This is a genomic window from Mesorhizobium sp. M0239, from assembly GCF_040321815.1.
Lineage (GTDB): Bacteria > Pseudomonadota > Alphaproteobacteria > Rhizobiales > Rhizobiaceae > Mesorhizobium.
Map to the genome: position 1 here is coordinate 173,694 of NZ_JAMYSG010000008.1, position 12,481 is coordinate 186,174.

Sequence of the window (12,481 nt, forward strand, 5' to 3'; positions counted from 1 at the left end):
GTTTCGCAACCTTATTCGGCGATATCGACGCCGTCGAAGCGGTGGATACCGAGCGGATCCATCGCAAAGCCGGTGACGGTCTTCTGCATCGGCATGAACACCTTGGAGTGAGCGAGCGTCGCCCAGGGTGCCTGTTCCTTGAAGATGACCTGTGCCTGTTCATAGAGCTTGGTGCGCTCGGCCTGGTCCGAAACGGTCTTGGCCTTGTTGATGAGCGCATCGAAGTCCTTGTTGCACCATTCCGCGCGGTTGTTCGAACCGACGGAAGCGCAGCTCAGGAGCACGCCGAGGAAGTTGTCCGGATCGCCATTGTCGCCGGTCCAGCCGACGATGACGGCGCCGTCGTGATCGACCGCGGAAGCGCGCTTGAGGTATTCACCCCAATCGTAGCTGACGATCTCGACGGTGACGCCGACCTTGGCGAAGTCCGCCTGGATCAGCTCGGCGGTGCGACGCGCATTCGGCATGTAGGGGCGCGACACCGGCATGGCCCAGACGTTCATCTTGAGGTCCTTGACGCCGGCTTCTTCAAGCAGCTTCTTGGCTGCATCCGGATCGTAAGGATCGTCCTTCACTTCCTTGTTGTAGGACCACATGGTCGGCGGGATCGGATTGATCGCCACCTGGCCGGCGCCCTGGAAGACGGCATCGATGATGGCCTTCTTGTTGATGGCCATGTTGAGCGCCTTGCGAACGCGCACGTCGTCGAACGGCTTCTGCTGGGTGTTGTACATCAGCGCGCCGACATTGAGGCCTTCCTGCTCCTCGACCTTCAGGTTCGCATCGGCCTGCAGGCCGGCGATGTCGGCCGGTGCCGGGTACGACATGATGTTGCATTCGCCGGCCTTGAGCTTCTGCGCGCGCACCGCCGGATCGGTGGTGATGGCGAAGACCAGATCGTCGATCTTCTGCTTGCCGCCCCAATAGTCCGGGTTGGCCTTGTAGCGGATGGCGGCGTCGGTCTGGTAGTCGACGAAGATGAACGGGCCGGTGCCGATCGGCTTCTGGTTGAACAGCTCAGGCGTCTTGTCGGCCTGCAGCTTGTCGGCATATTCCTTGGAGACGACCGAGGCGAAATCCATGCCCAGCGTCGGAATGAAGGTGATCGCCGGCTCCTTGAGGGTGAACTTCACCGTCAGGTCATCGACCTTCTCGACCTTGGTAATGTTGTCGCCGAACTGGTCATTGTAATACTGGTAGGCAATGCCCGGAATGTACTGGAACCAGGGGCCGTTCTTGTCGACCTGGCGTTCGAACGAGAACACCACGTCGTCGGCGTTGAAGTCGCGCGTCGGGGTGAAATAGTCGGTTGCGGCGAACTTGACGCCCTTGCGCAGCTTGAAGACATATTCCTTGCCATCGTCGGAGATCGTCCAGCTCTCGGCCAGGCCCGGCGAGGTCGTCGTCTTGCCGTGATCGAATTCGACAAGGCGGTTGAAGACGGTGCGCGATGACGCGTCGAACGTCTGGCCTGCGGTATACGGCGCCGGATCGAAACCTTCCGGCGAAGCTTCCGCGCAGTAGACCAGAGTTTTCGCATTGGCCATGCCGCTCAGGACGCTTGCAGCCAGCAACGCGGCTGCAAAGGTCAGCTTCTTATTCATTGAGCACTCCCTGATGTTCTTCCAAGCCCCTCTATCAGGCTCGCGAAGCGCGCATATAAGCACCGTTTTTCCGGCTTTGGAACACCCCGTTTGCTTACCCCGCGGGAAGCAGGAAAAAAATCCGCTATTCTGCCAAATTGCAGAAAAAATTAGCAGTTTCTTCCATTCACGAGATTATTAACAACCGAATTTTTTTATTGATCGCCAAGCTGACGATATAAATGTTCCCGGCGCTTCCGAGCGGCCGAGGGATGCGCCAGGACACCGCCTGGGAGCGCTGGCGGCGGCAAAGACTTTCGACGGCAAATCTTTCGCCATGTTGCCGCAAGGGCAAGACTTGCACGGTCACCAACGGAGGCAATACATAGGGTGTAGCGGCCGCAGCGGAGGGCGTCCTTGTCAATTCAGGGGCGAGCGCGGCGCGGATGAACAAGACTTGTCCAGGGAGGAACGGTTGGCAAAAGCATCAAGGACGACGGCGCCGGTGAAAGCGGGAGCCAAGGCGCCGTCGAAAGCAGCCGGTACTGCCAAGCCGAAAGCACCCGTTTCCAAAGCCGCCACGCCGAAGGCGGCCGCGGCGCCCGTAAGGGCAAGCACAAGGCCAGTGGTGAAAGCCCCGGCCAAGGCTGCGGCCGGAAAGACGGCGTCGGGAAATAAAGCGGGGGCGGCAAAGCCCGCTGCCAGGCCGGCATCGAAAGCCGCCGCGGCGATGAAGACCCCACCGGCGGCAAGGCCGGCCGACGCCACCGCCAACCGATTGCCGAAAACGCTGACGGCGCTGGCCGCCGGCTTGCCGGAAAAGCCGTGGCTCAAGAGCTATCCGAAAAACGTGCAGGCCGAGATCGGCGCCCTGCCCTACAGCTCGATCGGCGATTTCCTCGTCGCCGCCTGCAAGCAGTTTTCCGCGCAGCCGGCCTTCACCTGCATGGACAAGTCCATCAGCTACACCGATGTCGAGCGGCTGTCGGCGGCCTTCGGCGCCTACCTGCAATCGAAAGGCCTGCAGAAAGGCGCGCGCGTCGCGCTGATGATGCCGAACGTGCTGCAATATCCGGTGGCGATGATGGCGATCTTGCGAGCGGGTTATGTGGTGGTGAACATCAATCCGCTCTACACGCCGCGCGAGCTCGAACACCAGTTGAAGGATTCCGGTGCGCAAGCCATCGTCATCCTGGAGAACTTCGCCAACACCTTGCAGGCGGTGATCGCCAGGACCACGGTCAAGCATGTGGTGGTCGCCGCGATGGGCGACATGCTTGGCGGCCTGAAGGGCACGATCATCAATTTCGTCGTGCGCCGCGTGAAGAAGATGGTGCCGGCATGGTCCTTGCCCGGCCATGTCAAGTTCAATGCCGCCATGAAGGCCGGCGCCGGCATGGGCTTCAAGCCGGCCAAGGTGGAAGCCGACGATGTCGCCTTCCTGCAATATACGGGCGGCACCACGGGCGTGTCGAAGGGCGCCACACTGCTGCACAGAAACGTGCTCGCCAACGTCGCGCAGAACGCGCAGTGGATGGAGGACGCCTACACGATCAAGCCGAAACCGGCGCACCCCAACTTTATCTGCGCGCTGCCGCTCTATCATATTTTCGCGCTGACCGTGAACGCGCTGATGGGCATGCAGCAAGGCGCCCGCAATGTGCTCATTCCCAATCCGCGCGACATTCCCGGCTTCGTCAAGGAATTGCAGAAGTATCCGGTGCACATCTTTCCCGGCCTCAACACGCTGTTCAACGCGCTGCTCAACAATGAGGATTTCCGCAAGCTCGACTTCAAGCCGCTGGTGCTGACGCTGGGCGGCGGCATGGCGGTGCAGAAGGGCGTCGCCGAACGCTGGAAGACGCTGACCGGTTGTTCGGTCACCGAAGGCTACGGCCTCTCGGAAACCTCGCCGGTGGCCACCGCCAACAAGTTCACCGCCGGCGACTTCACCGGCACCATCGGCTTGCCGCTGCCCTCGACCGAGATCGCCATCCGCGACGACGACGGCAACAATTTGCCGCTCGGCGAGGTCGGCGAGGTCTGCATCCGAGGACCGCAAGTGATGGCGGGCTACTGGAACCGGCCCGATGAGACCGCCAAGGTGATGACCAAGGATGGCTACTTCAAATCCGGCGACATGGGCTTCATGGACGAACGCGGCTACACCAAGATCGTCGACCGCAAGAAGGACATGATCCTCGTCTCGGGCTTCAATGTCTATCCGAACGAGCTCGAGGAAGTCGTGGCGATGCATCCGGGCGTGCTCGAAGTGGCGGCGGTCGGCGTGCCGGACGAGCATTCGGGCGAGGTGCCGAAACTGTTCGTGGTCAAGAAGGATCCGGCGCTGACCGCCGAAGCAATCACCGCCTTTTGCCGTGAGAACCTGACCGGCTACAAGCGGCCCAAATACATCGAATTCCGCACCGAGCTGCCGAAGACGCCGGTCGGCAAGATCCTGCGGCGAGCGCTGCGCGAATGATTGCAGCCGGCGGCGCGGACGCCGTAAATGCACCTTGCCGTCCTGACCCGGCAGAATTCATCAGGACGAACATGCGCCTCGCCCCGGTGCCGTCGGTGCCTGAGATCCAGCTTTATACACCGCATCCGGCCAGTGGCCTGAGACGGCTCATAGATCCGCACCAAAGCGCTGGCGACGATGACGACACGATCGAGGCGGACAACGATGGACCCGAGCCGCAGCCGCCTTACTGGGCTTATGTGTGGGCCGGCGGCGCGGTGATTGCGCGCCACATACTGGATCATCCGAAAACGGTAGCCGGCCGCCGCGTGCTCGACCTCGGCGCCGGTTCGGGTCTTGTCGGCATTGCCGCCGCCAAGGCTGGCGCACGCGAAGTCATCGCCGCAGAGATCGACCGCAACGGCGTTGCCGCGCTCGCTCTAAACGCGGCGGCCAACGGTGTCGCCATCACCGTGATCGGAGACGACATCACCAGGGGTCCGCCGCCGGCCGTCGACCTCGTGCTTGCAGGCGATGTCTTCTACAGCCAAGGCGTCGCCGACCGCGTCATGCCTTTTTTCGAACGCTGCCTGAATGCCGGCATCGAGGTCCTGGTCGGCGATCCTAGCCGCGCCTATCTGCCACGATCACGGCTGCGCCTGCTCGCCGAACATAAGGTGCCGGATTTCGGCCAGGCGAAAGACAGCGCGCTGCAGCCAAGCGGCGTCTTTCGCTTCGAAGGCTGACGAGGCGGCCGCGTCTACCGACGGGATCAGATCGTCTCCTTGACCCGCGCCGAGAGAAAATCCGGCAGATCGGCAACGGAATCCAGGATGGCGTCGGCAATGCCGGCCAGCGATTCGCGGGTTCCGGTGCCGGAGAGCACGCCGACCGCCAGCCCGCAGCCGCCGGCACGCGCCATTTCGAGGTCGTGGCGGTTGTCGCCGACCATGGCGATTTCCGCCGGCCTGAGGCCGGTGAGATCGCTGAAGGCCAGGATCGTGTCGGGCGCCGGCTTCGGATTGGCCACCGCGTCGTAGCCATAGGCCGCGTCGAACAATTGGGCGACGCCGAGCGTGACAAGCGTCTTTTCCGCGCCGCTGGTCGAATCGTTGGTGGCGACGCCAAGCCGGTAGGACTTCCTGTGCAGTGCCGTCAGCGTGTCGACGATGCCCGGCAGCGCCACGGCCATCGCCGAGCCTTGCACCGAGGTGATCTCGTTGAAGCGGGCGACCGCCAGCATCTGATCCTCGTTGGAGAGGCGCGGAAACCACAATTCGACGACGTCGAGATTGGTGCCGGAGGCAAATATCGAGTCAGGCTTAAAGCGCTTGTTGGCGAAATCGAAGCCGGCGGCGGCCAGCAGCCTGTCGGCTTTCCAGCGATCGCCTTCGGACGCATCCATGGCCATGAAGTCGGCAACGCCGAGCCAGGTGGCGTTGAAGTCGACAAGCGTGCCGTCCTTGTCGAACAATATTCCCTTGATGTCTGCCAAGCTTTTCACTCCGAGCCACGCAAATGGTGGATGAATCCCACAAGGCCTGCGGTCGATGCGTCCCGCTTGGCGGCACTTTCCTTGCCCTCTACGACAGGCAGAAGGCCGGTGGCCAGTTCCTTGCCGAGTTCGACGCCCCACTGGTCGAAGGAGTTGATGTTGAACAGCGTGCCCTCGACGAAGACGCGGTGCTCGTAGAGCGCGATCAGCCGGCCGAAGGTGCGCGGGTCGAGTTTGCGGTAAAGGATGGTCACCGAGGGGCGATTGCCGGAGAAGACGCGGTGCGGGGCTATCTTGTCGACCTCGGCCGGCTTCATGCCCTTGGCCAGCATCTGGGCGCGGGCTTCGTCCAGCGTGCGGCCCTTCATCAGCGCTTCCGACTGCGCCAGGCAGTTGGCGAGCAGCAGATCGTGCTGGTGCTTGAGATCGGGCTCGTGGCCGACGGCCGCGGCGAGGAACTCGACCGGGATGAAATCGGTGCCCTGGTGCAGCAGCTGGAAGAAGGCATGCTGGCCGTTGGTGCCGGGTTCGCCCCAGACAAGCGGTCCGGTCGGCGTCGTTGCCGCCGTGCCTTCGAGGGTGACGCTCTTGCCGTTCGATTCCATGTCGAGCTGCTGCAGATAGGCGGGCAATCTGGACAGGCGCTGGTCGTAAGGGATGACGGCGCGCGCCGGGTAACCGCAGATGACGCGATGCCACCAGCCGACCAGCCCCAGCAGCGCCGGCAGGTTCTCCTGCACCGGTGCGGTACGGAAATGCTCGTCCATCTCATGCGCGCCATCGAGGAAGGCGCGAAAATTCCGCGGGCCGACAGCGATCATCACCGGCAGGCCGATGGCGCCCCAGAGCGAATAGCGGCCGCCGACCCAATCCCAGAAGCCGAAGACGCGATCGGGCGCGATGCCGAACTTGGCGACCAGATCGAGCGCAGTGGACACGGCGGCGAAGTGCTTGCCGACCGCTTCCTTGCCGAGCGCCTTCTGCACCCAGTCGCGCGCCGTCTGCGCATTGGTCATCGTCTCGACGGTGGTGAAGGTCTTGGAAGCGATGATGAAAAGCGTGGTCTCGGCGGACAGCCCCTTCAGCGTGTCGTGGATATGGGCGCCGTCGATGTTGGAAACGTAATGCGCGCGCGGCCCGTCATGATAGGGCGCCAGCGCCAGCGTCGCCATGGCCGGGCCGAGATCGGAACCGCCGATGCCTATGTTGACGATGTCGGTGATCTTCTTGCCGGTGGCGCCGGCCGCCTTGCCGGAGCGCACGGCATCGGCAAAGGCGCCCATGGCGTCGAGCACGGCGATGACGTCAGCCTTGACATCCTGGCCATCGACGGTGACGCCCTTGCCGGTCAGGTTGCGCAGCGCCGTGTGCAGCACGGCACGGTCCTCGGTGACGTTGATCTTCTTGCCGGCGAACATGGCGGCGCGACGAGCTTCGAGATCGGCGGCCAGGGCGAGCTTTTCCAGCAGTTCCATGGCGGTCGCATCGACCGCGCATTTCGACCAGTCGAGCAGCAGATCGCCATCGGTGGCGGAGAATTCCACGAACCGCTTGGGATCGGCGGCGAAGGCCTGGCGCATGCTGGCGGGCGCTGCAGCGCGGTGATCGCGCAAGGCGGCGAGCTGTTTTTGAAAGGACGATTGATCCACTGCCAAACTCCGAGACCTCGAGCCATCATTACGGACCGGATGTTTCCGGCGCGTGTCGTCGCGACAATCTATCGGGCCGAACTCCACCCGTTTCAATGCGCAGCGATGACGCACAGAGTCACGCAACTATGCCGCGGCGCAGCATCAAAATGGCGTGAAGGATCACTGGCATAAATCCCAACGATCAGAAAAATTGATTGGCGCAACCCGTTGTGCCACGGTTACGTTCGGCTGGTCCAGCCAAGCGAAAAAGGCTGGCCATCGAGGAAATCTCCCATGCCACAGCGAAACGACACGGCGATATGGTCCGGCCTGTTCCGGATTTCGGCTGAATCCGGCCAAACCCTGCAAGCGCAGATCCGCCAAGCCATCGTGGCCGCCATTCTGGACCGCCAGATCGCCGCTTCGATGCCGCTTCCTTCCTGCCGGATCCTGGCCGAAAAACTTGGCGTGGCGCGCGGAACCGTGGTGCTGGCGTTCCAGCAGCTCGTCGACCAGGGTTTCCTGGTGGCGCGCGAGCGGCGTGGACATTTCGTCAATCCCGATGTGCTGGCGACACCGGCCAAGCCGCACCAGAAGGCGCCCGACCAGGCCAACGAGATCGACTGGAAGGCACGCCGCAAGATCTTCGCCAGCGACATGCCGCCGCCGGCCAAGCACGAGAACTGGATCAAGTCGTCCTACCCCTTCGTCTACGGCCAGTTCGATCCGGCGCTGTTCCCTACCGCCGAATGGCGCGAGTGCAACCGCATGGCGCTGGCGGTGTTGGAAATCCGCAACTGGGCGTCCGACATGGTCGACCGTGACGATCCGCTGCTGATCGAGCAGATCCAGGCGCGGCTCCTGCCCCGGCGCGGCATCTTCGCCAATCCCGACGAGATCATCGTCACGTTGGGCGCCCAGAACGCGCTCTACATGCTGGCGACGCTGCTGATGTCCAAAGGCTCCAAGGTGGCGATGGAGGACCCCGGCTACCCCGACGCCCGCTCGATCTTCCGCCTTGCGGGCGCGGAGATACAGCCGGTGCCGGTCGACCAGTCCGGCATCGTAACCGCTTCTATTCCCAATGATTCCGGCTTCGTCTTCGTCACGCCCAGCCATCATTGCCCGACCATGGTGCCGTTGTCGGCTGAGCGGCGGCAGGATCTTCTGGCGCGGGCCAACCGCTACAACCAGATCATCATCGAGGATGGCTATGACAGCCAGCTTCTCGACGAGGCACCGCAGCAAGCGCTGAAGAGCCTCGATCGCTCCGGCCGCGTGGTCTATGTCGGCTCGATGTCCAAGACGCTGGCTCCCGGCCTGCGGCTCGGCTACATCGTGGCGTCCGCGGGACTGATCGCGGAACTCAGGGCGCTGCGCCGCTTCATGCTGCGTCATCCGCCGGCGAACAACCAGCGCGCCGTCGCGCTGTTCCTGTCGCTCGGCCACCACGAGGCGCTGGTGCGGCGGCTGTCGTCGGCCTTCGACGAACGGCGCAAGCGGCTGGTCCATGCGATTTCCGCCTTCCTGCCGGAATGGCGCTCGACCGATTCGGCCGGCGGCACGTCGCTGTGGCTCGAAGGGCCGCGCGGCACCGATTCGCGCGGGCTGGCCGAGGCAGCGGCCTCGCGCAGCGTCATCATCGAGCCAGGCGACCGTTTCTTCGATCGCACTGAAAAGCCTTCGCGTTTCATGCGGCTGGGCATCTCGTCGATCGCACTGCAGCACATCGAGCCAGGCATTCGCGAACTGGCCACGGCCGCCGGACGCAGACCCGCAGCCGCCTGATCCATCGTTGATCTCTCGTGACCGGAGCCGCTCGCAGCGGCTCCGGTATTTTAGTTCTGGCACATGGAACTGGGCCAGCTGGCCCATAGGATGGGCCAGTGCCGGCGGCATAGTCGGCGTCAGGGGAAGAAGCAGGCCGATGGTGGACCAACCGCCACGAGTTCCTGCCGACGAAGGTGGAGTGCTTCCATGCCAGTGGCTGTCGAACAGCAGGACACGCCGGCGAACCGTCGTCCACAACGCTCCGGTCTTCGCGAAACAGGACATGCCATGCGATCATCTCCCCTAGTGGAGGATACCAGACCACAGCACAAGGCCATCGAGGGCGGCGGCTACGGGCCGCTGCGCGGGGATGACCGCGAGCGTATCCACGAAGGCGTGCTGACGCTTCTGGAGACAGTGGGTTTCGCCAACGCCATTCCTTCCTGCATAAAGGTACTGACCAAGGTGGGGGCGGTCCATGGCGACGATGGCCGGGTCCGCTTTCCGCGCGCGCTCGTGCTCGACACCATCAAGCGGGCGGCACGACATTTCACACTTCATGGCCAGGCCCCCAGGCACGACATGGTGGTCCAGGGCAAGCGCGTGCACTACGGCACGGCAGGCATCGCCGTGCACCTGGTGGATATCGAAAAGCGCGAGTACCGCGAGTCCAAGCTGCAGGATATTTATGATGCCGCCCGCATCGTCGATGGGCTGGACAACATCCATTTCTTCCAGCGGCCGATGGTGGCGCGCGACATCGCCGATCCGCTCGAGATGGATTTCAACACGCTTTATGCCTGTGTGATGGGAACATCGAAGCACGTCGGAACATCCTTCACCGTGCGTGAGAACGTGAAGCCTGCGCTTGAAATGCTGTACGCCATCGCCGGCGGCGAGGAGAATTTCCGCGCCCGGCCATTCGTTTCCAACTCCAACTCATTCGTCGTGCCGCCGATGAAATTCGCCGAGGATGCCTGCGGCGTGCTTGAGGCCTGCGTTGAAGGCGGCATCCCGATCCTGCTGCTGTCGACCGGCCAGTCCGGCACCACGGCACCCGCGGCGATGGCCGGCGCCGTCGTGCAGGCGGTGGCCGAAGTGCTGGCCGGCCTGGTCTATGTCAACGCGCTCAAGCCCGGCCATCCGGCGATCTTCGGCGCCTGGCCGTTCATGTCGGACCTGCGCACCGGCGCCATGGCGGGCGGGTCGGCCGAGCAGTCGGTGGCAACGGCGGCCTGTGCCCAGATGGCGCAATTCTACGACCTGCCCGGCGGCTCCGCCGCCGGCATGACTGATTCGAAATTGCCCGATATTCAGTCCGGCTACGAAAAAGGCATCACCAATGTGATGGCCGGCCTCTCCGGCCTCAACCTCGTCTACGAGGCGGCCGGCATGCATGCCTCGCTGCTCGGCTTCTGCCTGGAGAGCCTGGTCATCGACAACGACATGCTCGGTCATTGCCTGGGCTGCGCGCGTGGCATCGACGTGACCGACGAGGCCCTGTCGATCGACAGCATCGCCGAGGTCTGCCTCAAGGGTCCGGGCCACTATCTCGACAACGAACAAACGCTCAAGCTGATGCAGACCGAGCACTTCTATCCCGCCCTCGGCGATCGTTCCTCGCCGAAGGAATGGAACGAAAAGGGCCGGCCTGATATATTGCTGCGTGCGATCACCGAGAAGAAACGCATTCTTGCCGAACGATTTCCGCGCCATGTGCCAAAACAGGTCGACGACAGATTGCGTGCCCGTTTCGGCAACCTGATCCACCTGCCGCGCACGCAAATGGGCGGCTGACCGGAGACGAGTTCGTGCAGCCATGCAGCCACCACCCAGGATCAACCATCGGGCAGAACGACAAATGAGTGTGCATCCTATCCAGCAAGCCCACACAGACGGCGACGCGATCGATCGGCTGGTGGCATCTCATCGGCCAGGTCACGGCCTGGTGCGTGCCTTCTATCATGACCAGGCAATCTTCGAGCGCGACATGGAACGTGTCTTTCGCCGCCACTGGCACTGCCTGGCCCATGCCAGCGTCATCGCGAACCCGGGCGATTTCGAGCTGTTCAAACTGGGCGACGAGGCGGTCATCCTGACACGCGGCATGGATGGCACCGTGCATGCCATGCTCAATGTCTGCCGCCACCGCGGCGCCGAGGTCTGCACCAAGGAAAAGGGCAACGCGAAGATGTTCGTGTGCCCCTACCACGCCTGGAGCTATTCCAATGACGGCTCATTGCGCGCTGCCCGCCTGATGCCGAAGGATTTCGACCGCTCGGCGCACGGGCTGAAGAAGCTTCATGTCCGCGTCGCCTCCGGGCTGGTCTTCATTTCCTTCGCCGAGACGCCGCTCGATTTCGATCCGATCGAACAGTCGCTGCGCACGAGTTGCGGCCAATATGGCTGGGGCGACGCCAAGGTGGCGTATCGTCAGTCCTATCCGCTCGACGCCAACTGGAAGCTCGCCGTCGAGAACTATGTCGAATGCTACCATTGCGGACCGGCGCATCCGGAATATTCGCAGACGCATGCGCTGGAAAAACCGGCCGAGATGATCGAGCAGCTCAATGCGGCGATGGAGCAGCGCACCTGCGCGCTCGGCATCGAGATCGGCAGCGCCAACCGCTGGCAGAACTCGGCGGCCGGTCAGGAAGCAATCGACACCTTCCGCTACGCGCTCTATGACGGCGTTTCGAGCGGCAGCCAGGACGGCTCTCCGGTGGCCCCGCTGATGGGCCGCTTCACCGACTATGACGGTGGCGTCACTTCCATCCATCTCGGCGGCACGACCTTTCTCGTCTGCTATCCCGATCACGGCATGATCTACCGATTCATCCCGAAAACGGCTGGTACATGCGAGATGGAACTGATCTGGCTGGTGCGCGGCGACGCGGTCGAGGGTCAGGATTACGATCTGGAGAAGCTGACCTGGCTATGGAAGGTCACCACCGACGAAGACAAGAAGATCATCGAGCACACCGCGCGCGGCGTGCGCTCGCACTATTTCGTGCCCGGACCTATCGCGCCGATGGAATACAACGAACTGCGCTACATCGGCTGGTATCTCGAGGAGATCAGCCGGGCCTGAACGGTTCGGCTGCCTTAGGAGGATCAGGCAGATCTTGCCTTTCGCGTCATTCCGCGCTGAGCCCGTATCGGTCGACGACTTCGGGGTTGATGAGCTTGGCATGCAGTGTCATCAGCACGATCTGCGCGTCGAGGCTGTCGCCGGTTTCAAGCGCCGCCTCGATGCGGCGCTCGGCTTCCAGCGTCCGCTGATGGCCATTGGCTTGCTCGAAGGTTTCGGGACCCGCGATGCAATAGCTGCATAATTGTGCCACCGACGCATAGGTACCCCGTGGCGGCTCGTCGGGCCAGCGATCCTTCATGAGATTGACCAGGGTAAGCTTCACGCCCTCCGGCACAAGGGCTGGATGCAGATCCGCGCCGCGCAATGCATCGTCGAGCTGCCTCAAGTCGCCCGAGCGGCCGAACATTCCGAGGAAGCCGAGGGAAGAGCGCCGTCCGGCCATGATGT

At 63.1% G+C, this 12,481-nt stretch carries 9 protein-coding genes; 5 read left to right on the forward strand and 4 right to left on the reverse strand.

Going from position 1 to position 12,481, the window contains the following annotated elements; all coding sequences use genetic code 11:
* Window positions 1-11: 11 nt before the first annotated feature.
* Window positions 12-1,604 carry an ABC transporter substrate-binding protein gene (locus NKI99_RS10695; RefSeq protein WP_023811486.1) on the reverse strand — a complete coding sequence of 531 codons (1,593 nt, stop codon included), beginning with the start codon at window positions 1,602-1,604 and terminating at the stop codon, window positions 12-14.
* 454 nt (window positions 1,605-2,058) lie between these two features.
* Here NKI99_RS10695 and NKI99_RS10700 point away from each other — a divergent pair, with 454 nt between their 5' ends.
* Together NKI99_RS10700 and NKI99_RS10705 are read left to right on the forward strand one after the other, a co-directional pair.
* Complete coding sequence (locus NKI99_RS10700) at window positions 2,059-4,065, forward strand: long-chain fatty acid--CoA ligase (RefSeq protein WP_352610802.1); 2,007 nt, start codon at window positions 2,059-2,061, stop codon at window positions 4,063-4,065.
* Entirely contained in the window at window positions 4,062-4,790 is a 729-nt protein-coding gene (locus NKI99_RS10705) for a class I SAM-dependent methyltransferase (protein WP_352610803.1), read from the forward strand. Before NKI99_RS10700 ends, NKI99_RS10705 begins: the two co-directional genes overlap by 4 nt.
* Window positions 4,791-4,816: 26 nt before the next feature.
* Here NKI99_RS10705 and NKI99_RS10710 read toward each other — a convergent pair whose 3' ends face one another.
* A complete protein-coding gene (locus NKI99_RS10710) occupies window positions 4,817-5,539 on the reverse strand; it encodes an HAD family hydrolase (RefSeq protein WP_128304850.1) in 723 nt (240 codons plus the stop codon).
* A gap of 5 nt (window positions 5,540-5,544) precedes the next feature.
* Window positions 5,545-7,194, reverse strand: a complete 1,650-nt coding sequence (gene pgi, locus NKI99_RS10715; RefSeq protein WP_502895826.1) for a glucose-6-phosphate isomerase — start codon at window positions 7,192-7,194, stop codon at window positions 5,545-5,547.
* A gap of 270 nt (window positions 7,195-7,464) precedes the next feature.
* Here pgi and pdxR point away from each other — a divergent pair, with 270 nt between their 5' ends.
* The 3 genes from pdxR to NKI99_RS10730 all read left to right on the forward strand — a co-directional run bounded on the left by pdxR (window position 7,465) and on the right by NKI99_RS10730 (window position 12,031).
* Window positions 7,465-8,958, forward strand: coding sequence for a MocR-like pyridoxine biosynthesis transcription factor PdxR (gene pdxR, locus NKI99_RS10720; RefSeq protein ID WP_023811490.1), 1,494 nt, complete (start codon window positions 7,465-7,467; stop codon window positions 8,956-8,958).
* A 189-nt stretch (window positions 8,959-9,147) separates the two neighbouring features.
* Window positions 9,148-10,737: a trimethylamine methyltransferase family protein gene (locus NKI99_RS10725; RefSeq protein WP_352439702.1), complete on the forward strand. Its 1,590-nt coding sequence runs from the start codon at window positions 9,148-9,150 to the stop codon at window positions 10,735-10,737.
* Between the two features lie 64 nt (window positions 10,738-10,801).
* The gene (locus NKI99_RS10730; RefSeq protein ID WP_023811492.1) at window positions 10,802-12,031 is read left to right on the forward strand and encodes an aromatic ring-hydroxylating oxygenase subunit alpha; all 1,230 of its coding nucleotides are present in this window, start codon (window positions 10,802-10,804) and stop codon (window positions 12,029-12,031) included.
* 46 nt (window positions 12,032-12,077) lie between these two features.
* Here NKI99_RS10730 and NKI99_RS10735 read toward each other — a convergent pair whose 3' ends face one another.
* On the reverse strand, window positions 12,078-12,476 hold the full coding sequence (locus tag NKI99_RS10735) for a hypothetical protein (protein ID WP_023811493.1): 399 nt from the start codon (window positions 12,474-12,476) through the stop codon (window positions 12,078-12,080).
* Window positions 12,477-12,481: the final 5 nt, after the last annotated feature.